This window comes from Streptomyces sp. NPDC027672, from assembly GCF_055566335.1.
This window is the reverse complement of sequence record NZ_JBVHSO010000008.1, coordinates 12,887-32,391: the sequence shown is the minus strand read 5'-3', so window position 1 is coordinate 32,391 and position 19,505 is coordinate 12,887. Positions and strand designations below refer to the sequence as shown.

At 75.3% G+C, this 19,505-nt stretch carries 14 protein-coding genes; 8 read left to right on the top strand and 6 right to left on the bottom strand.

Annotated features, from left to right (window positions below; genetic code table 11):
• Positions 1 to 27: 27 nt before the first annotated feature.
• Positions 28 to 222: a hypothetical protein gene (locus ACZ4SV_RS20060; RefSeq protein WP_397969569.1), complete on the bottom strand. Its 195-nt coding sequence runs from the start codon at positions 220 to 222 to the stop codon at positions 28 to 30.
• Between the two features lie 320 nt (positions 223 to 542).
• Here ACZ4SV_RS20060 and ACZ4SV_RS20055 point away from each other — a divergent pair, with 320 nt between their 5' ends.
• Together ACZ4SV_RS20055 and ACZ4SV_RS20050 are read left to right on the top strand one after the other, a co-directional pair.
• Positions 543 to 935 (top strand): ankyrin repeat domain-containing protein, encoded by a 393-nt coding sequence (locus ACZ4SV_RS20055; RefSeq protein WP_365877761.1) that lies wholly within the window; start codon positions 543 to 545, stop codon positions 933 to 935.
• 300 nt (positions 936 to 1,235) lie between these two features.
• Positions 1,236 to 2,654, top strand: coding sequence for a HEAT repeat domain-containing protein (locus ACZ4SV_RS20050; RefSeq protein ID WP_468005880.1), 1,419 nt, complete (start codon positions 1,236 to 1,238; stop codon positions 2,652 to 2,654).
• Positions 2,655 to 3,124: 470 nt separating this feature from the next.
• Here ACZ4SV_RS20050 and ACZ4SV_RS20045 read toward each other — a convergent pair whose 3' ends face one another.
• From ACZ4SV_RS20045 to ACZ4SV_RS20030, 4 genes are all read right to left on the bottom strand, one after another.
• Positions 3,125 to 3,994 (bottom strand): 5-oxoprolinase subunit C family protein, encoded by an 870-nt coding sequence (locus ACZ4SV_RS20045; protein ID WP_468005879.1) that lies wholly within the window; start codon positions 3,992 to 3,994, stop codon positions 3,125 to 3,127.
• 103 nt (positions 3,995 to 4,097) lie between these two features.
• Entirely contained in the window at positions 4,098 to 4,715 is a 618-nt protein-coding gene (locus ACZ4SV_RS20040; RefSeq protein WP_365941548.1) for a 5-oxoprolinase subunit B family protein, read from the bottom strand.
• Positions 4,712 to 5,488: a LamB/YcsF family protein gene (locus tag ACZ4SV_RS20035; protein ID WP_468005878.1), complete on the bottom strand. Its 777-nt coding sequence runs from the start codon at positions 5,486 to 5,488 to the stop codon at positions 4,712 to 4,714. The genes ACZ4SV_RS20040 and ACZ4SV_RS20035 overlap by 4 nt, the downstream gene beginning before the upstream one ends.
• 145 nt (positions 5,489 to 5,633) lie before the next feature.
• A complete protein-coding gene (locus ACZ4SV_RS20030; RefSeq protein WP_468005877.1) occupies positions 5,634 to 6,956 on the bottom strand; it encodes an MFS transporter in 1,323 nt (440 codons plus the stop codon).
• A gap of 125 nt (positions 6,957 to 7,081) precedes the next feature.
• Between ACZ4SV_RS20030 and ACZ4SV_RS20025 the strand changes: the two genes are divergently transcribed.
• From ACZ4SV_RS20025 to ACZ4SV_RS20010, 4 genes are all read left to right on the top strand, one after another.
• On the top strand, positions 7,082 to 7,789 hold the full coding sequence (locus ACZ4SV_RS20025) for a GntR family transcriptional regulator (protein ID WP_468005876.1): 708 nt from the start codon (positions 7,082 to 7,084) through the stop codon (positions 7,787 to 7,789).
• Positions 7,790 to 7,858: 69 nt separating this feature from the next.
• A complete protein-coding gene (locus tag ACZ4SV_RS20020; protein WP_468005875.1) occupies positions 7,859 to 9,388 on the top strand; it encodes a hypothetical protein in 1,530 nt (509 codons plus the stop codon).
• Between the two features lie 31 nt (positions 9,389 to 9,419).
• Complete coding sequence (locus ACZ4SV_RS20015; protein WP_365875429.1) at positions 9,420 to 10,298, top strand: hypothetical protein; 879 nt, start codon at positions 9,420 to 9,422, stop codon at positions 10,296 to 10,298.
• 47 nt (positions 10,299 to 10,345) lie between these two features.
• A complete protein-coding gene (locus tag ACZ4SV_RS20010) occupies positions 10,346 to 14,995 on the top strand; it encodes a hypothetical protein (RefSeq protein ID WP_468005874.1) in 4,650 nt (1,549 codons plus the stop codon).
• Positions 14,996 to 15,294: 299 nt separating this feature from the next.
• Here the strand turns inward: ACZ4SV_RS20010 and ACZ4SV_RS20005 are convergent, their stop codons facing one another.
• Positions 15,295 to 15,831, bottom strand: a complete 537-nt coding sequence (locus tag ACZ4SV_RS20005; protein WP_468005873.1) for a hypothetical protein — start codon at positions 15,829 to 15,831, stop codon at positions 15,295 to 15,297.
• A 416-nt stretch (positions 15,832 to 16,247) separates the two neighbouring features.
• On the opposite strand from ACZ4SV_RS20005, the gene ACZ4SV_RS20000 reads away from it, so the two are divergent.
• The gene (locus ACZ4SV_RS20000; protein ID WP_468005872.1) at positions 16,248 to 19,067 is read left to right on the top strand and encodes a nitrate- and nitrite sensing domain-containing protein; all 2,820 of its coding nucleotides are present in this window, start codon (positions 16,248 to 16,250) and stop codon (positions 19,065 to 19,067) included.
• Complete coding sequence (locus ACZ4SV_RS19995; RefSeq protein WP_365875437.1) at positions 19,064 to 19,498, top strand: roadblock/LC7 domain-containing protein; 435 nt, start codon at positions 19,064 to 19,066, stop codon at positions 19,496 to 19,498. Before ACZ4SV_RS20000 ends, ACZ4SV_RS19995 begins: the two co-directional genes overlap by 4 nt.
• Positions 19,499 to 19,505: the final 7 nt, after the last annotated feature.

The following is a 19,505-nucleotide window of genomic DNA, read 5'->3' as shown; positions in this document are numbered from 1 at the left end:
GGGTGCGTGCGGGCGGTACGGGCGGGGTCAGAACTTGATGCCGCCGAGAAGGCTGGCCAGGCTCTCGCCGCCCGCCTTGATGCCCGGGGCGATGCCTGTACTCGACAGGTAGAACCCGAACAGGGCCGACACCGTGGCGTGGGAGCCCTTCAGCCCGTCCTTGCGGAAGAACAGGAAGACGACGGTGCCGAGCAGCAGCACGCCTGACAGGGAGAGGATCATTTGGGGCCTCCTGGTGTCGAAGGTGGGGGACAGTCACCATGAGTTCTTCCAGGATCACAGCATGTATCCATACGATTAAAGGTGCAACCGGGTGGAAAACGGAGAATTCACCCCATGCGGGGGAGTGGTCAATGCCCGGTTGACCAGGGCTCTTGCCCGGGGCAGGGTGCGTTGGTGATCTTTACCTCGGGCACATCGGGTCATGTGCCGCGCGAGCCAGTACGCTGGCGATTCACCCGTACGGCTGCGTTCCGCGCCCTGCCGTACGCTCACCCAGTCCCCAAGCAGTCCCGAACGCGCAAGGAGAGGCGGTCCGGCCGATGAGTGAAGCCCCCGACCCCGAGGTCGTGGAGCTGGCGACCAAGATCTTCGATCTGGCCCGGCAGGGACAGACGGAGGCGCTCGTGGCGTATGTCGACGCGGGCGTTCCCGCCGGCCTCACCAACGACCGCGGCGACTCCCTGGTGATGCTCGCCGCCTACCACGGCCACGCCGACGCGGTGCGCGCGCTGCTCGCCCGCGGCGCGGCGGCGAACCAGATCAACGACCGGGGCCAGACCCCGCTCGCGGGCGCCGTCTTCAAGGGCGAGACGGACGTGATCAAGGCCCTCCTGGAGGGCGGCGCCGACCCTTCCGAGGGGACGCCGTCGGCCGTCGACACGGCCCGCATGTTCGGCAAGACGGAACTGCTGGAACTGTTCGGCGCGCACTGAGCCGAGCGTCCTGACCAGCTACGACACGGAAAACGGGGGAGGCGGTACGGGGCCGCCGGAAATACGGTCGCGGCGGCACACAGCGCGGGTCATCATGACGACGTGATTCACGGACGGGATGGCCGGGCAGGTGTTGCCGCGCCGCGCGGGCCGTGAAGCGGTCCGCATGGGCCACCGACGAGAGGCAGAGAGAGATGGTCTACAGCAAGCATGAGACGGCGGGCCCTCCGACGTTGTGTCAAGCGGCCAGGTAACGCGTGTGCCCCGGTTGCTTCGACGCTTGATGTGAGGCTGTTTCCCATGTTCGATCCGGTCATAGCGCCCAGCGGTACGCTGCTCGGGCTGCTCCAGCGCGGCCGTGGTGACGGCACGCTGCACGCGCTCACGGCCCCGCGCGCCGAAGCGCTCGCGGCCCTGAACCACTGTGTGCTGCGCGACCCCCGCCACGACTGGCAGGTGGAGAACCGCTCCCTCTACTACGCCCGGCTCTTCCTCGACCTGAACGGCGGCCTGGACGCCGTACGCGCACACCTCTTCGACCCCGAGGACGTCCTCGACACCGACGAGTCCCGCACCGGCCTGGCCCTGGCCGTCCTCGGACACCTCGCCTCCTACGGCCGGCGGGACGCGCTCGCCCTGCTGCGCCGGTACGCCGCGCAGGGCACCAACTGGGCCTGGGCGCTGGACGAGCTGGCGCTCCGGGACGACGACGCGGGCCTGCGCGCCCTCGCCGCCCCGGTCCTGGCCCGGTTCACCACGGACGCCGAGGGCGAGGCCGAGCTGGCCGCCGCCGTACGCGACGCCTTCGAACCCCGGCCCTGGCGGCTGTGGGCCGAGGACCCGCGCCCGTCGGTCGCCACGCGGGTGCGCGCCGCCCAGGAGACCGGCTGCTTCGACCGCTGGCAACGGCAGATGCGTCCCGCCGGCCCCCGGCCCGGCTGGAGCGTGCGCGCCGTCTTCGAGTGGGCCCAGCAGGGCCTGGAGCGCGGCGCGGCCCTCCATGTGCCCGCCGCCCGCTGCCTGGCCGCCGTGGCCGGCCCCGAGGACCGGCCAGAGATCCTCCAGGCCGCCCGGTCCGGCACCGACGGAGCCCGCTGCACCGCCCTGCGCTACCTCGCCGACGGCGCCGACCCCGACGCCCTGGCCCTGGTCGAGGCGGCGGTCGCCGACGGCACGGCGGTCGTCGTGGAGGCCGCCGTCGACGCCTTCGAGCGGATGCGCGGCGATGCCGCCGTGGCCCGCGCGCGGGCCTGGGTCCGGCGCCCCGACGCGCTCGGCGCCGCCGCCGGCCGCGTGCTCGCCTGCCGGGGCGGTCTGGGCGACCGCGACCTCGTCCTCACCGCGCTCCGCCAGGCCGTGCGCGCCGAGGGACCGGACGCACCCACCCTGTGGACGCTCGTCGACGGCGCCGGGCGCCTCGGCATCGCCTGCGCGGCCCCCGTCCTGCGGCACGTCTACCGCGAGACGGCCTCCTCCCACCTCCGCGGCCGCGCCGCCCGCGCGCTGGCCGCCACCGATCCCTCCTTCGCCGCGGGCTTCGCCGTCGAGTGCCTGTGGGACTGCGAGGAGAGCACCCGCGAACTCGCCGCCCGGCACGCCGAGACCGGGGACACCCGGGTCGTGGAGCGCCTGCGCCGCCTGGCCGCCGATCCGGCCGAGGAGGACGAGGTGCAGACCGCGGTACGCAGCCGCTTCGGGCCCGACGCCGCCCTCGGCTGAGCCCCCTCCGGCCGGACCCACGCCGGCCGGGCCCCGCGCGCATCCGGCACGGGCGGACGACCGCCCGGCGGGTGAACCGCGGGTGGCCCGCGGATGGCCCACGGGTCAGGCCGCCATGACGACGGCCTGACCCGCCCGGCCGGCCCCAGGCCCATGGGACGTTCCCCGCGCGGAGAGACGGGGTCTCCTAGCTGTCGGCCGGGAACCGCCCGGCCCGGCCCCGGATGCCCTGGAGACGCTGCCGCGGCGGACTGCGGCCGGACGTTCACGGACGCCGTGGGCCTCCTCCTGAGACGTAGGCAGCGGCACGCGCGCGTGCGGGGCGTTTCGGCTGGACGGTGTCGTGGCGGCCGTTCCTCGCCGCCGTCCCGCACCGCAGCGGCACCCGTTCTGCCGCGCCGGGCGTGCCCTGAGCCGAGCCGAGCATCCCTGTGGCCCGCCCGGCAGGCGCCCCGGGGCCGTCGTCGGGCTCAGCGGCGCCGTACCGGTACGAAGCGCACGCGTGTCCCCGGCAGTGCCTGCGCGGCGGCCGGCAGGTCGGCGGCGCGGACCACGGCGATCACCGGATAGCCGCCGGTGGTCGGATGGTCCGCGAGGAACACCACCGGACGCCCGTCCGGCGGCACCTGGACGGCCCCGAGGACCATCCCCTCGCTCGGCAGCTCACCGGCCCGCGCCCTCTCCAGCGGCGGCCCCTCGGTGCGCAGCCCGATGCGGTTGCTCGCCGCGGAGACCCGGTACGCGCGCGTGGTGAGGTCCCGCACGGCCCGTGCCGTGAACCAGTCCGCACGCGGGCCCAGCGTCACCCGGAGCACCAGCTCGGCCGGCGGACGCGGCTGCGGGGCGCCGTCCACGCGCGCGGGAGGGCCGGCCGGGGTGCCCAGCGGCAGCACCATGCCGTCCGCGAGCGGGGCCGGGCCCAGACCGGACAGCAGGTCGGTGGCGCGGCTGCCGAGGACCGGCTCCACGGCGACGCCTCCGGAGACGGCCACATAGCCGCGTACGCCGGCCGTGGCCGCGCCCACCTCCAGCAGCTCGCCCGCCGGCACCACGACCGGCGCGCCCCACGCGGCCGGGCGGCCTCCCACGGTCACCGGGCCGGGCGCGCCGCCGACCGCCACCGTCACCGCGCACCGCGGGCGCAGCGCGCAGCCGCTGAGGGTGGTCTCCAGGACGGCGGCGTCCTGCGGATTGCCGACGAGCCGGTTCACCAGCGCCGCCGCGGGCGGGTCGAGCGCTCCGGAGCGCGGCACGCCGAGATGCGCGTACCCCGGCCGGCCACGGTCCTGCACGGTGGTCAGCGCCCCGGCGCGCACCACGACGAGCGTACGGTCGGTCATCCGTCCTCCCCGGCCACGATCCGCGCCGGCACGCCGCCCGCGCGCGTGCGGACCGCCGTCCCGCGCGGGACCGCCGGCCGCCCCGGCACCGCCCGCCGCCCGGTCACGCGTCCTCCACCGGTACGAAGCGCACGCGCGTCCCCGGTGCCAGCAGGGCGGCCGGTACCCGTCTGTGGTCCCAGAGCACCGCGTCCGTGGTGCCGATCAGCTGCCAGCCGCCGGGCGAGGAGCGCGGGTACACGCCCGTGTAGGGCCCGGCCAGCGCGACGGCACCGGCGGGGACCGCCGTGCGCGGGGTGGCGCGGCGCGGGACGGCGTAGCGGTCCGGCAACCCGGTGAGATAGCCGAAGCCGGGCGCGAAACCGCAGAAGGCCACGGTGAACTCGGTGCCGGCGTGGACCCGGACCGCCTCCCGCTCGCTCACTCCCCAGTGCCCGGCGACCACGGCGAGGTCCGGGCCGTCGTAGCGCACGGGCAGTTCGACCAGCTCGCCCGCGGGAGGGGGCGCGGGCGGTATCCGCGCGGCGGTCAGTTCCGCCGCCCAGCGGGCCGGGTCGGCCAGGCCGTCGAGCAGCACCGTGCGGGCCGCCGGGACGATCTCCCGGACGGTGAGCGCGCCCGCCGCGCGGCGGGCGCGCAGCTCGGCGTGCAGGGCCTGCGCCTCGGCTCCGGAGGAGACCTCGACGAGCAGCGCGTCGTCGCCCACGACCAGCGCCCTCATGCGAACGCCTCCACACGCACGCCCGCCGCCACCAGCCGCTCGCGCACCCGGCGGGCCAGGTCCACCGCGCCGGGCGTGTCACCGTGCAGGCACAGCGACCGGGCGCGCACCTGGATCCGCGCGCCGGAGTGCGCGATGACCGCGCCCGAACGCGCCAGGCTCACCGAGCGCTCCACGACGGTGTCCGGGTCGGTCACCACCGCGCCCTCCCGGCCGCGCGGCAGCAGCGTGCCCTCGTCGGTGTACGCCCGGTCCACGAACGCCTCCGTGACGGCCGGCAGCCCCGCCTCGGCGGCCAGCTCCAGCAGCCGCGAGCCGGGCAGGCCCAGCACCGGCAGCGAGGCGTCCGCCAGGCGCACGCCGTCGATCACCGCGCGGGCCTGCTCGGAGTCGTGCACCACCCGGTTGTAGAGCGCGCCGTGCGGCTTGACGTACGCCACGCGCGCCCCTGCCGCCCGCGCGAACACCTCCAGCGCGCCGATCTGGTAGGCCACCTCGGCCGCCAGCTCGGCGGGCGGCACGTCCATCGCGCGCCGCCCGAAGCCGGCCAGGTCCCGGTAGGAGACCTGCGCGCCGATCGTCACCCCGCGCTCGGCCGCCAGCGCGCACACCCGGCGCATGGTGACCGGGTCCCCGGCGTGGAAGCCGCAGGCCACGTTGGCGCTGGTGACGACGGACAGCAACTGCTCGTCGTCGGTCAGCCGCCAGCGGCCGAAGCCCTCGCCGAGGTCGGCGTTGAGATCGATCCGGGCGGGGGAGGTGATCGCGTTCATGGGTTCTCGTGTCTCCGGTTCTCGGCCCGCCGCCCGTACGGCGGGCGCGGTACGGCGGACGTCGTCTGGCGGCAGTCGCACGGCGGCTGTCGTACGGCAGGTGTCCCGCGGCCGATCTCCACGATGGCCGGTACGGCGTGCCGCGTCACGCCAGGTCCGTCCCGCGGGTCTCCGGCAGCCCCAGCAGGGCCAGCGCGGCGAGGCCGTAGCCGAGGGCGCCGAAGACCAGCGCGCCGCCGACGCCCCAGCCGTCCGCGAGGAAGCCCACCAGGGTCGGGAAGACCGCGCCCACCGCGCGGCCCGTGTTGTACGTGAAGCCCTGTCCGGTGCCGCGCACCGCCGTCGGGTACAGCTCGCTCAGGTACGAGCCGAAGCCGCTGAAGATGGCCGACATGCAGAAGCCGAGCGGGAAGCCGAGCACCAGGAGCAAGGTGTCGGCGCCGTGCGGGAGGTTCGCGTACACCAGGACGCACACCGCCGACAGCAGCGCGAACAGCCAGATGTTGCCGCGCCGGCCGAGCCGGTCCGTGAGCCGCCCGCCGGTGAGATAGCCGAGGAAGGCGCCGGAGATCAGCAGGGCCAGGTAGCCGCCGGTGCCGACCACCGACAGGCCGCGCTCGGTCTTCAGGTACGTCGGCACCCAGGTCGCCAGCGTGTAGTAGCCGCCCTGCACGCCCGTCGAGAGCAGACTCGCGAAGAGCGTGGTGCGCAGCAGGCCCGGTACGCCGTCCCGGTCCGGCCGGAAGATCGCCGCGAAGGAGCCCCGGCGCGGGTCCTGTTCCCGGGCCGCCGTCGCCGCGGGCGCGTCGTGCACCCGACGGCGCAGCCACACCACGAACAGCGCCGGCAGCGCCCCGGTCCAGAACATCACCCGCCAGGCCAGGTCGTCGCCGGCGAAGGAGAAGACCAGCGTGTAGACGACCGCCGCCAGTGCCCAGCCGACCGCCCAGGCACTCTGCACCGCGCCGAGCGTGCGCCCCCGGTGGCGGGCGCTCGCGTACTCGGCGACCAGGACCGCGCCCACCGCCCACTCGCCGCCGAAACCGAGGCCCTGGAGGGCACGGAAGACCAGCAGTGTCCCGTAATCGGGCGCGAAGCCGCAGGCGACGGTGAAGACGGCGTAGGTGATCACGGTGATCATCAGGGCGCGGACCCGGCCGACCCGGTCCGCGAGCACGCCGGCCGCGGCTCCGCCGACCGCCGAGACCACCAGCGTCACGGTGGTGAACAGGCCGGTCCGGCCGCTGTCGAGGCCGAAGTGGGCCGCGAGCGCCACCATGCTCAGCGGCAGGGTGAAGTAGTCGTAGGAGTCCAGGGCGTATCCGCCGAACGCTCCGGCGAACGCGCTCCGGCCGCGCGGGCCGAGGGCGCGCAGCCAGCCGAACGCGCCGTCCTCCACGGCCCGTTCGGCACCCGGCGGCCGCACGCCCGTGGACGGCGTGGAGCGGGGCGGTGGAGTCGTGCTCATGGGCACCTCGCAGAGGGGGACGGAGGGTGCGGGAAGCGAGCCGTGCGGAGCACCGTAGAGGATCGTTCAACGATCCTTCAATACCCATGTTGTTTCGTTCCGGGGTCTGCGATTGAATTCCGGGCATGGCAGAGCAGCTGACGGGACTGGCCGGCGACCGCTTCCTCCTGGGCCGCACCAGCACCGCCGAACGGGTCGCGGACATCCTCAGGAGCCGCATCTCCGACGGCTACTTCCCGCCCGGCACCCGGCTGTCGGAGGACGGCATCGGCGGGGCGCTCGGCGTCTCCCGCAACACCCTGCGCGAGGCGTTCCGGCTGCTCACCCACGAACGCCTGCTGATCCACGAACTCAACCGGGGCGTGTTCGTCCGGGTCCTGACCGTCGAGGACGTGGAGGACATCTACCGCACGCGCTCCCTCGTCGAGTGCGCCGTCGTGCGCGGCCTGGGCGCACCGCCGTACCGGCTGGGCGGGCTGGTGTCGGCGGTGGAGGACGGGCGGACGGCGGCCGCGGACCACGACTGGAAAGGGCTGGCCACGGCCAACATCCACTTCCACCGGGAACTGGTCGCCCTCGCCGGCAGCGAACGCACCGACGAGCTGATGCGCGGCGTCTTCGCCGAACTGCGCCTCGCCTTCCACGTCGTGGACGACCCGCGCGGTCTGCACGAGCCGTACCTGACCCGCAACGGCCAGATCCTCCAGGCGCTCCAGGCCGGCAACCGCGCCGGCGCGGAACGGCTCCTGGAGACCTACCTCGCGGACTCCCTGGAACGGGTCGTCGCGGTGTACCGGCGACGGGTGGGCGAGGACCCGGCAGGCTCCTGTTGAGCCTCTGTGACGGGCGTCGCTTCTGAGCCGTTTGGGCCGATGTCGGACCCAGGACCTAGTCTGTGCAGCGTGACTTCGCCTGCATCGACGGAACGTGTTCCGCCCCAGCTCAGCGCGGGCGCGCGCCCGGCGCCGGGTCCGGCCGCCGACGAGGGCCTGGCGCGCCGGCTGCGCGCGCTCGCCTGCACCGCGCCGCTGCACGACCTGGACGTGCGCAAGGCCAACCTGGCCGGTGAGTACTCGGTGTACGGGATGGCGGAGGTGGCGCTGGCCGCCATCGACCTGGTCACGCTGAACATGGACTTCGACACGGGCGCCGACCACGAGCAGATCGTGGCCCGGCTCGTCCCGCGCGTCGCCGCCCAGGCCCCGAGCCGGCCCGCCGCCGAACACGAGCGCGTGGCCCGCTGGGTGCTGGAGAACCTGATCAACGTCGGCAGCGTGGACCGCGGCTTCCGCGCGGTCTACGGCACCTTCGCGCAGGACGGCACGTACGTCCGCCGTGACTACGACTTCAAGCTGATCGAAGAGGTCCCCGGCCCCGGCGGCACGGTCTTTCTGCGCACGACGGACGAGGCGGTCAACGTCCTGGTCGGCGCCCTCGACACGGACGTCACCAGCGCCCAGATCGCCGCCGAGGTCAAGCTGGAGGTGCTGATCAGCCGCGGCCGGCTCGCCGACGCCCAGCTCGCCGCCGAGCAGGCCCGCTACCGCACGGTGCAGTACTCCGAGACGCTCCGCCGGGCCCTGGAGGCCACCCGGCGCAACGTCCGCGCGGTCGACTGGCTCAACGCCGTGCCCGACATGATCGCCGAGGCCCTGGACCACGTGGCCGAGCGGTACCGCCACGAGAACGCCATCCTCACCAACATCCGCAAGGCCCGCGACGAGACCGAGGAGCCCGAGCACAAGCGCCGCGCCGCCGAGCTGGTCGACATCGTCAAGGACTGCATCCGGCGCCACACCCAGCTCCAGTCCCGCCTGCTGGAGGCCGGCCCGCTGTTCCGCGCCGAACAGGACCGGCAGGCCTTCGCCACCCCGGCCACGACCTCCGGGACCGACCTCTACGGCCATCTCCTCGCCCCCGTCCTGCCGCTGCCGCTGGCGCAGGCCATCCGGGTCACGGACGCGTTCTTCGCACGCGGCACGGGACCGCGTACGCCGGTGGCGGTGCGGGTCGGCGACCTCGTCGACATCCTGCTGACGCCGCCCGTGGAGCGGGAGCACCTGGGCGCGGAGATGCCCGAGCCCGACCTGATCGCGACGCCGGACGACAGCAGGTTCAGCGAGGAGCAACTGGCTGCCGCCACGGAGCTGCTGGACCTGCCGGCCGACGCGCCCCGGAGACTGTCGGGACTGCTCGCCGAGGCCCGGCGCACCGGCGATCCCGACCTGGCCTACCTGGTGGCGCTGCTGGCGGTCCACGCGGCCAGCCCGCCCGTCGGCACCGCCTACCGGCAGGGCGAGGAGAAGCTGCTGTTCGCCGTGGACGACGGGACCGAGCTGGACGATCCCGAGTTCGGCGGGGCGGACCTCATCGTGGGGACGGCCCTGCTGGACGCCGCCGGGATGGCGGCCGACCGGACGGAAGCAGCATGAGTGAGCACGACCGCGACAAGGAGCCGAACCCGTGACCGAGCACGTCGAGTGGAGCGAGGCGGAGACATCCGTCCCGTCGGCGCCCCCCGCCGTCACCCCCGCCGACGCCGCCGACGCGGCGCGGCTCGTCGCCTTCGGCCTCCAGCCCAAGCTGGCGCCCGCGCGTGACCAGGAGTACACCGAACTGCTGCGCCGCTACCGCGACGACCCGGCGTTCGCCCGGCTCGCGGACGCCGTGGCCGCCGGCCTCGGGCTCGTCGTGCTGGAGGTGTCCCCGCGCGCGGGCATGGCCGTGACCGCTGCCGAGGACTCGGTCTTCGCCGTCCGCATGGGGGACTACGCGCGTCGCACCGCCGCCGACTCCGGTGACCGCTTCCTGCACGGACTCGCCCATCTCGCGGTCGCCGCGCTGGCGTTCCCGCGCCCCGAGGACCTCGCCGACGACGCCTACATCGGCCGGGTCACCGTCAACGGCGTCGACGCCTTCGTCCGGCAGGCCTGCCGCCGCCTGGAGGAACGCGCCGAGGAGCGGGGCGAGAACACCGACCCGGCGACGGACGCGCCCGGCCTGGAGGCCGCCTGGCGGATCTGGGCCAGGCGCAGCGCCACCGGCGCCACCAAGGACGCCCGCCGCCCGGCCGCCTCCACCACCGGCATCGTGGCCAAGGCCCTGGCCTTCCTCACCGACTCGGGCTTCCTCCAGCGCACCGGCGACGACAGCGGCGGCACGTACCGCACCACCGCCCGCTACCAGCTCCAGGTCCGCGACATGGCCGCCAGCGCCGCCCTGGCCGAACTGCTGGAGCTGGGCGTCGTCCCGGTCACCGACGGCACGGCCTCCCTGCTGCCCGCCGAGGACACCGACGACCTGGACCTGGTGGCCGACGCCGGGCTGCCGTTCCACTCCTGACCCCCCACCACCGCCCCCCGCCGCAAGAACACTGACGAGAGTCCGCCATGTACGAGCTGTCCCGGGTCCGCCTCTACTCCATCGGTCCCGCCGGTGCCCGCTATGCCGACACCGTGCTTGACCTGCGGGGTGTCGGCGAGCCCGTGCCCGACCCGGCACCCACGCAGGCGGAGTTCTTCGCGGACGAGCCGTCCGGCCCGCCGCGCCGGCCCGCCCCCGCCGGCGTGCTGTTCCTGGAGAACGGCGGCGGCAAGTCCGTCCTGCTCAAGCTGATCTTCTCGGTGATGCTGCCGGGCCACCGCAACACCCTCGGCGGCGCCAGCTCCGGTGTGCTGCGCAAGTTCCTGCTCGCCGACGACTGCGGCCACGTGGCCCTGGAGTGGCAGCACGTGCAGACCGGCGAGTGCGTGGTCGTCGGCAAGGTCAGCGAGTGGCGCGGCCGGCAGGTCTCCAACGACCCGCGCAAGTTCGCCGAGGCCTGGTACTCCTTCCGGCCCGGCCCCGGCCTGAGCCTGGACAACCTGCCGGTCGCCGAGGCCACCGCCGTACGGCCGCCCGTCGAGGGCGTCTCCGGCGCGCACGGCCGCCGCCGCACCATGAAGGGCTTCCGCGACGCCCTCATGGAGGCCGGCAAGGCCTACCCGCACCTGGAGGCGCACTGGGAGGAGACCCACGAGCGCTGGACCGAACACCTCGGCGACCTCGGCCTGGACCCCGAACTCTTCCGCTACCAGCGGGAGATGAACGCCGACGAGGGCGAGGCGGCCGGCCTCTTCGCGGTCAAGAAGGACTCCGACTTCACCGACCTGCTGCTGCGCGCCGTCACCGACACCCGGGACACCGACGGCCTCGCCGACCTCGTCAGCGGCTTCGGCAGCAAACTCGGCCGGCGTGCCGAGCTGATCGCCGAACGGGACTTCACCGCCGGCTCGGCCGACCTGCTCGGCCGGATCGTGGAGGCGGCCGACGCCCGGGCACGCGCGCGTGACGTCCACGCGGGCGCCGAACGCCGTACCCGCGCCCTGGCCCGGCGGCTGTCCGCCCGGGCCGTACGGGAACGGGTCCGGGCCGCCGACCTCGCCCAGCGGGTCACCGCCGCCGCCTACGCCGTCACGCACTCCGAGGGCGCCCGGGAGCGCAGCGGTCTGATCGCCGCCGAACTCGCCTACCGCCACGCCTCGCTGGCGCTGGCCGCCGCCGAGAAGTCCGCCGCCGCGCAGAAGCGGGAGCTGGCCGACGCCCGCACCCTGCACGCCGCCTGGCAGGCCGCCGAGGCCGTCCTGCGCCACCGGGCCGCCGCCGACCGCGTCACGCGCGTGGCCGCCGCCATCCAGGAGGCCGAACGGGACGCGGCACCCGCGCTCGCCGCCCGCGCCCGGGCCGCCGTGGATCTCGTACGGGCCCTGCACTCCGCCGCCGACAGCGCCGAGACCCTCGCCAACGAGGAGGAGGAGCGGTCCGCCGCCCTCCAGGAGGTCAGCGACCACGCCTACCGGGACTCCACCGCCGCCGCCACCGAGGCCCAGCGGGCCCGCAGCGAGACCGGGCACCTGCGCCAGCGGCTCGCCGAGGTCGAGCAGGAGACCGCCGAGGCGGTCCGCGCCGGCTGGCTGGACGACAGCGCCCCGGACGCCGACCCGGCCAGGGCCGCGCTCGCCGCCAGCGACGCGGAGAAGACCGCGGTGGCCGCCTGGGACGCGGCCCGCGAGGCCGCCCGCAAGGCCACCGAGCACGCGCGCGAGGCGGCGTCCGCCGAGTCCCGCGCGGAGCTGACCGCGGCCCGCGCGGCGGACGCGGCCACGGCCGCCGGACGGGCGTACGAGGCCGAGCGGCGCCTCGCCGAGTCGCTGGCCGCCGAAGAGCGCCTGGCGGAGCTGCTGAGCCTGCCCGGCGCGCCCCGCGTGACGGTGCCGGGCCCCCGGACCGGCGCGGACGACGGCACCCCGGCCGCCGGGGACAACCCCCGCGCCGGCACCGGCACCGCGCTCACGGCCGAGGAACTCGACCGGTTCGCCGACGAGTTGCGCGAACTCCTCGACACGTCCGTGTCCGCCGCCGAACGGCACCTCTTCGACCTGCGCACGGCCGCCGCCGACGACGCCCGCATCCTCGGCGCGCTCGGCGACGGCGGACTGCTGCCGCCCGGCCCGGACGTCCTGGCCACCGTCGAGTTCCTCGGCGAGCACGGCATCCCGGCGCTGCCCGGCTGGCGCTACCTCGCCCAGGCCGTCGACCCGGCCGACCACGCGCGCGTGCTCGCCGCCCGCCCCGAACTGGTCGACGGAGTCGTCATCACCGACCCGGACACGCACGCGCGTGCCCGGGAGGCCCTGGCCGACGCCGCCCTGCTGCCCCGCTCCGCCGTCGCCGTCGGCACCGCCGCCGCCCTGCTCGCCCCGCCGCCCGCCGCGGACGCCACACCCGGTGACGTGTTCCTGGTGCCGCCGAACCCGGCCATGCACGACGAGCACGCCGCCGACGAGGAACGGCAGGCACTGCGCGCCCGGGCCGCCGAGCGCGACCAGGAGATCCGCGTCCTCGCCGGCCGCCTCGGCAAGGACCGCGAACTGGCCGCCCGGCTCGCCTCCTGGCGCACCGGCTGCCCCGCCGGCCGCCTGACCGAGCTGGCCCGGGCCGCCGAGGAGGCCCGCGCGTTCGCCGAGGAGACCGAGGCCGAACTCGCCGAGGCGCGCACCGCGCGCGCGGAGGCCGAGGAGACCGCGGCCGAGGCCGTAGGGCTCCGCGACGAACGGCAGGAGGCCGCGCAGAAGGCCCGGCGTGCCGCCGACGCCCTCGCCGGCCTCGCCTTCCGGCTCCGCGAACGCGCCGGCTGGCAGGCGAAACTGCGCGAACTCGCCGACGAGGCCGCCGAGTCCGAGGCCCGCGCCCAGACCTGCCTGGAGCGCGCCCGCGCCGCCGACGAGGACCGCCGCGCCGCCCAGCGCGCCGCCGACGACGCCCGCCGCACCGCGCGCGCCCTGCGCGCCGAGCGCGCCGAGATCGCCGGCGCCCCCGACGACGTACCCGAGGCGGACGCGGACGCGCCGAAGGCGTCCCTGCCCGCCCTCCGCGAGGCCTACCGGGCCGCCTCCCAGGTGTACGAGAAGGTCGGCGTCGGCGCCGACCTGCGCGCCGAGCAGGCCCGTGCCGAGAGCGACGAGAGCGCCGCCCGCGCCGAACTGGACCGGCTCAGCAACAAGGTCCGCACCCGCGCAGAGCAGCTCCTGCAGTCGCCCGACGGCTCCGACGGGCCGTCCCGGCAGGCCGCCGCCGCGCGCGCGGAGGAGCTGGTCCAGTTGCTGGAGACCCGCGTGTCGACCGCGAGCGAACAGCTCGGCCGGCTGCGCGGCGAGGCGGAGCGGCACGCGCCCGAGGACGGCGAGGCGCACACCGAACTGCCTGGGGAACTGCTCCCGCGCGACGCCGAGCACGCCCAGACCCTGCTGCGCACCGCCACCACCGAACTCGCCGCCCGCACCGAGGCCCTGGCCGAGGCCCGCGCGGCGCACGCGGAGCTGCTGGCGGCCCACCGCGCCGCCGAGGACGCGGCCGGCGGCTTCGACGAGATCGCCGCCATGCTCCGCGACCTGCTGCGCGAGCAGACACCGGAGGAGGAGCAGGAGGAGCCGGAACCCTACCCCGGCACCCTGGAGGAGGCCCGGCACTCCGCCGCCGAGGCCCGCCGCTCGCTGCGCGGCTGCGCCGCCGACCTGTCCGCCGCCGAGGCCGCCGTGCGCGAGGCGAGCGACATCCTCGTCCGGCACGCCAACTCCACGCGCTACGAGCAGGTCCGCACCCCGGCCCGGCAGCAGATCCGCGAACTGCCCGCCTCCGCGCTGCCCGAGCACGCCCAGAAGTGGGCGGACGCGTTCGCGCCCCGGCTGCGCGTGCTGACGGACGAGCTGGCCCAGCTGGAGCGCAACCGCGACTCGATCGTGGACCGGCTGCGCGGACTCGTGGAGTCCGCCCTGGCGACCCTGCGGTCCGCGCAGCGGCTCTCCCGGCTGCCCGAGGGACTCGGCGAGTGGTCCGGACAGGAGTTCCTGCGCATCCGCTTCGAGGAGCCCGACCAGGCCACGCTCACCGAACGGCTCGGCGAGGTCATCGACGAGGCCACGCGCGCCGCCGTGAAGAAGAACTCCGACCTGCGCCGCGACGGCATGTCCCTGCTGCTGCGCGGAGTGGCGGCGGCCCTCCAGCCGAAGGGCGTGGCCGTCGAGATCCTCAAGCCCGACGCCGTACTGCGCGCCGAGCGCGTCCCGGTCGGCCAGATGGGCGACGTGTTCTCGGGCGGCCAGCTGCTCACCGCGGCCATCGCCCTGTACTGCACGATGGCCGCGCTGCGCTCGAACGACCGGGGCCGGGACAAGCACCGGCACGCCGGCACGCTGTTCCTGGACAACCCGATCGGCCGCGCCAACGCCACCTACCTGCTGGAGCTGCAGCGGGCCGTGTCGGACGCGCTGGGCGTCCAGCTCCTGTACACCACCGGGCTGTTCGACACCACCGCGCTGGCCGAGTTCCCGCTGGTCATCCGCCTGCGCAACGACGCCGACCTGCGGGCGGGCCTGAAGTACATCCGGGTGGAGGAGCACCTGCGGCCCGGTCTGCCCCAGCCGCCGCAGGCCGGGGAAACGGTGCACAGCGAGATCACGGCGACCCGGATGTACAAGAAGCCGGCGCCGAGCGCTTCGTAACAGGCGCGGGGGCGCGGGGCGCGGGGGCGCGGGGCGCGGTCGCGCGGTGCGCGACGGCCTCCGGGGGCCCGCGCCAAGTCCTCCGCTGAGGGCAGCGCCGTTGAGCGCGGCCGGGTCCGCGTCGCCCGGCCGGGACCGCGCCGTCCGGCCGGGGTTCCGGCGCCTGACCGCCGGTCAGAAGCCGTAGCCCCGGCGCCGGGACAGCCCGGCGCCCGCCGTGTCCGCCAGGCGCGGCACACCGGCCCCGGGTGATGCCGGGCGCGGCACAGCGCCGGCCGACGGCCGGGAGGAAGGGCGGGTCAGGGGTGCGACAGCTGCCCCGCGCCGCCCCTGCGGCGTATCCGCTCCTGCTCCCGCTCGGCCGTCCGCTCCTCGCGGCGGCGGGCCCGGCGCTCCCGGCGCAGCGCCCGGGCCGTGCTGCTCGGCTCCGACACCACGCCGTACCGCTGGTTCCACACCTGGCGGGTCACCCACACGTCGACCGCCGCCCAGGTGGCCACCACCGTGCTCGCCACGCCGCTGATCACCATGGGGAACGCCAGCCAGGAGCCCGCCAGCGTGCACAGGAACGCCACCATCGCCTGTATCAGCGTCACCGCGATGACGAGGACGGCCCGCACCGCCGCTGCCCGCACCGGATCGGGCAGCGGATGCCGGTGCGCGGGCTCCTCCACCCACAGCGCCCGGTGACTCTGCCGCGGTCCGCCGCCGGCGGACCGCCCGCCGCGTCCCCCGTCCGCGGCGCCGTGCTCCGGCGCCGTCCGCTCCCAGCGCGCCCCGGGGCGCACCGCCACGCTCTCCTTGGGCGCCTCGCGCCGCTCCGCCGTGCCCGTCACCGTGTCACTCCCCACCGCCGGCAGACCGCTCGCCCCGGCGTCCGAAGACCCCGACTCCCCAGTGGCTGCCCGGCATGCGCTCTTTTACGCCGCCGGAACGCGGGACGCGGTCTCTCTGGCCCATACCGCCCCCATATCCCATAGAGAAGGACGAACGAGACCGCCCGAAGATTCCCCCCTGCCGAAAAAATCCGGCCAACCCCCTGGCGAAGGAACCGACACCGGCCGGATTTCGTCCTTCCGGGTGCGGTGGCAATCTCCCCCCATGGCGGGACAACTCGCCATCTCTCGCCTGCGGTGCGGAAGTTCACCTTCCAGTCGTGTCTTCGAGTTAACTGTGAGGCGGTAGTAGGCTCGCGCCGTTTGCTGACGGACATGAGCACCCCCGGCCGGCGGGGGGCGAGCTGGGGGAGGCCATGCGCTTTCGCGGGAAGTCCATCCGCCGGAAGATCGTGGCGCTGCTTCTCGTGCCGCTGCTGTTCCTGACCGCGATCTGGGGTTTCGCCACGGTGCTCACGGGCCGCGAAGTGGCGCAGCTGTTCCGGGCGACCGATGTCGTCGAAGACATCGGCTATCCCACCGAGGACGCCGTCCGCGTCCTGCAGCAGGAGCGCCGCCAGAGCCTGGTCTACCTCTCCGACCCCCGGGCCTCCGAGGTGCTCTCCGCGCTGCACCGCACCCGCGCCGCCACCGACCGGGCGATCGGCGAGATTCGCGGGCACGCCAAGGACCGCGAGCTCCGCTCCGGGCTGGACACGGACGACAGCGAGCATCTGACCGCCGTCCTGGACGCCTTCGCCGGCCTCGGCTCGCTGCGCCGCAGCGTCGAGGAGGGCACCGTCACCCGGGCCCAGGCGCTCGACCTCTACAACCGCCTCGTGGACCCCTGCTTCGCGCTGCTCGCGGCCCTCGACGGCATCGACGACGTCGAAGCCGACAAGCAGGCCCGCGCGCTGGTCAACATCACCCGGGCCCGCGAACTGCTCTCCCGCGAGGACGCCCTGCTCGGTTCCGCCCTCGTCGTCGGCCGGCTCACCCACGACGAGACCCGTGACCTCTCCGACCTCGTCGCCCAGCGCACCCTCCTGTACACCATCAGCCTCCCGCTGCTGCCCGCCGCGGAACGCGAGCGCTACGAACGCTTCTGGAAGAACGCCGCCACCGCCCCGCTGCGCGCGGCCGAACGGTCCGTCACCGCCTCGGACTCCGGCACGCCCCGCGGGGTCTCCGCCAAGAGCTGGGACTCCGCCGCGGCGACCGTCCTGAACGGACTCGGCACCCTGGACGACCAGGTCGGCGACCGGTTCCAGGACCGGATGCGCCCCGTGGCCGTGGGAGTCATCGTCCAGGCCGCCGTCGCGGGCCTCCTCGGGCTGGTCGCCCTCCTCGTCTCCGTCGTGCTCTCCATCCGGGTCGGCCGCACCCTCATCCGCGACCTGCGCCAGCTCCGTCTGGAGGCGCACGAGGCGTCCGGTGTCCGGCTGCCCAGCGTGATGCGCCGGCTGTCCGCGGGCGAACAGGTCGACGTCGAGACCGAGGTGCCGCGCCTGGAGTACGACAAGAACGAGATCGGCGAGGTCGGGCAGGCCCTCAACACCCTCCAGCGCGCCGCCGTCGAGGCCGCCGTCAAACAGGCCGAACTGCGAGCCGGCATCTCCGAGGTCTTCGTCAACCTCGCCCGGCGCAGCCAGGTGCTGCTGCACAAGCAGCTCACCCTGCTCGACAGCATGGAGCGCCGCACCGAGGACACCGACGAACTCGCCGACCTGTTCCGCCTCGACCACCTCACCACCCGGATGCGCCGGCACGCCGAGGGCCTGGTCATCCTCTCCGGTGCCGCGCCCTCCCGGCAGTGGCGCAGGCCCGTACAGCTGATGGACGTCGTCCGCGCCGCCGTCGCCGAGGTCGAGGACTACGAGCGCATCGAGGTCCGGCGGCTGCCCCGGGTCGCCGTCACCGGACCCGCCGTCGCCGACCTCACCCATCTCGTGGCCGAACTGCTGGAGAACGCCACGGTGTTCTCGCCCCCGCACACCGCCGTCCAGGTCGTCGGCGAGCGGGTCGCCAACGGCTTCACCCTGGAGATCCACGACCGGGGGCTCGGCATGACGGCCGAGGCCCTGCTCGACGCCAATCTGCGCCTCGCCGAGACGCCCGAGTTCGAGCTGTCCGACACCGACCGGCTGGGCCTGTTCGTGGTCAGCCGCCTCGCCCAGCGCCAGAACGTCCGGGTCTCCCTCCAGCCGTCGCCGTACGGCGGCACCACCGCCGTGCTGTTCATCCCCGACGCGCTGCTGACCGACGACGTCCCGGACACCAACGGCATGGGCTTCCGGCTCGACCGGGAGCGGCCGGCGAAGGGCACCGAGCAGGCGCTCGGCCGTACCGCCGGACGGTCCCCGGCGCCGCTGCAACTGCCCGGCCTGCCGACCTCCCTGCTCGACGGTCCGGTGGAGCTGGAGGCCCCCGTCGACCTCGACACGCTGGACGACTTCCCCGGCGCCCTCCCGGACGAGGACAGCGAACGCGGCGGCCTGTTCCGCCCCCGCCGGTCCCGGCCGGACGACGACGAGCTGCCGCCCGGCCTGCCGGCACGCGACGGGACCGGCGACCACGGGCCCGCCCCGCTGCCGCGGCGGCAGACGCCCAAGCTGGTCAGCTCGCACGGCAAGCCCGTCACCGACCAGCGCTCCCGCCGCGGCGAACCGGCCCCGGGACCCGCCGCCGGCCCCCGGGACGCCGGCCCCGGCGAACCGGCCCCGCTGCCCGCCCGCCGCCGCGGCACCGCCGCCCGGCGCCCCGCCGCGCTCACCGACCGCGCCGAGGACCGCGCCGACGACCGCGCCGCACCCCCGGCCGACAGCGCCCGCGAGGCGCCGGAAGCCCCGGAGCTGCCCCGGCGTACCCGGCCCGGAAGGCCCGGCACCGGCGGCCCGGCGGACACCGCGGCGGCCCACGACGGCGGCGGAGCGCCCGTCGGCGGCCCGGCCGCGGAACCGGACACCATGCCGCTGCCCCGGCGGGTACGCCAGGCCAGCCTGGCCCCCCAGCTCAAACAGGACACCGACCGGCGCGCCGACAGCGTGACGCAGCCCGCCGACCGCGACGCCGACGAGGTCCGCAGCCGTATGGCCTCGCTCCAGCGCGGCTGGCAGCGCGGCCGGGAGGAGAACGCCGCGGGCGACGGGGCCCGGGACGGCGCAGCACAAGGAACGACTAAGGGGGACGGTCGATGACCGCACCGAAGGCCACCGGCCACACCGCGACCAACAAGGGGGAGCTGAACTGGCTCCTGGACGACCTCGTCGACCGGGTCGCCAGCATCCGCAAGGCCGTCATCCTGTCCGGGGACGGCCTGGCGACAGGGGCCTCCACCGACCTGACCAGGGAGGACAGCGAGCATCTGGCCGCCGTGGCGTCCGGCTTCCACAGCCTCGCCAAGGGTGTCGGCCGGCACTTCGACGCCGGTGGCGTCCGGCAGACCGTGGTCGAGCTGGACGGCGCCTTCCTCTTCGTCACCGCCGCCGGCGACGGCAGTTGCCTCGCCGTCCTCTCGGACGCCGACTCCGATGTCGGACAGGTCGCCTACGAGATGACGCTCCTCGTCAAGCGGGTCGGCGTGCACCTGGGCACCGCTCCGCGCACCGATCTGCCCGCAGGCGGGTAGTGAGAGG

What these genes read in the sequence shown, in the direction of transcription:
- ACZ4SV_RS20025 (WP_468005876.1), top strand. Translation starts at nt 7,082, where the DNA reads ATGGCAGAGCAGCTGACGGGACTGGCCGGCGACCGCTTCCTCCTGGGC.
- ACZ4SV_RS20060 (WP_397969569.1), bottom strand. Translation starts at nt 222, where the DNA reads ATGATCCTCTCCCTGTCAGGCGTGCTGCTGCTCGGCACCGTCGTCTTC.
- ACZ4SV_RS20045 (WP_468005879.1), bottom strand. Translation starts at nt 3,994, where the DNA reads ATGACCGACCGTACGCTCGTCGTGGTGCGCGCCGGGGCGCTGACCACC.
- ACZ4SV_RS20000 (WP_468005872.1), top strand. Translation starts at nt 16,248, where the DNA reads ATGCGCTTTCGCGGGAAGTCCATCCGCCGGAAGATCGTGGCGCTGCTT.
- ACZ4SV_RS20030 (WP_468005877.1), bottom strand. Translation starts at nt 6,956, where the DNA reads ATGAGCACGACTCCACCGCCCCGCTCCACGCCGTCCACGGGCGTGCGG.
- ACZ4SV_RS20055 (WP_365877761.1), top strand. Translation starts at nt 543, where the DNA reads ATGAGTGAAGCCCCCGACCCCGAGGTCGTGGAGCTGGCGACCAAGATC.
- ACZ4SV_RS20040 (WP_365941548.1), bottom strand. Translation starts at nt 4,715, where the DNA reads ATGAGGGCGCTGGTCGTGGGCGACGACGCGCTGCTCGTCGAGGTCTCC.
- ACZ4SV_RS19995 (WP_365875437.1), top strand. Translation starts at nt 19,064, where the DNA reads ATGACCGCACCGAAGGCCACCGGCCACACCGCGACCAACAAGGGGGAG.
- ACZ4SV_RS20050 (WP_468005880.1), top strand. Translation starts at nt 1,236, where the DNA reads ATGTTCGATCCGGTCATAGCGCCCAGCGGTACGCTGCTCGGGCTGCTC.
- ACZ4SV_RS20035 (WP_468005878.1), bottom strand. Translation starts at nt 5,488, where the DNA reads ATGAACGCGATCACCTCCCCCGCCCGGATCGATCTCAACGCCGACCTC.
- ACZ4SV_RS20010 (WP_468005874.1), top strand. Translation starts at nt 10,346, where the DNA reads ATGTACGAGCTGTCCCGGGTCCGCCTCTACTCCATCGGTCCCGCCGGT.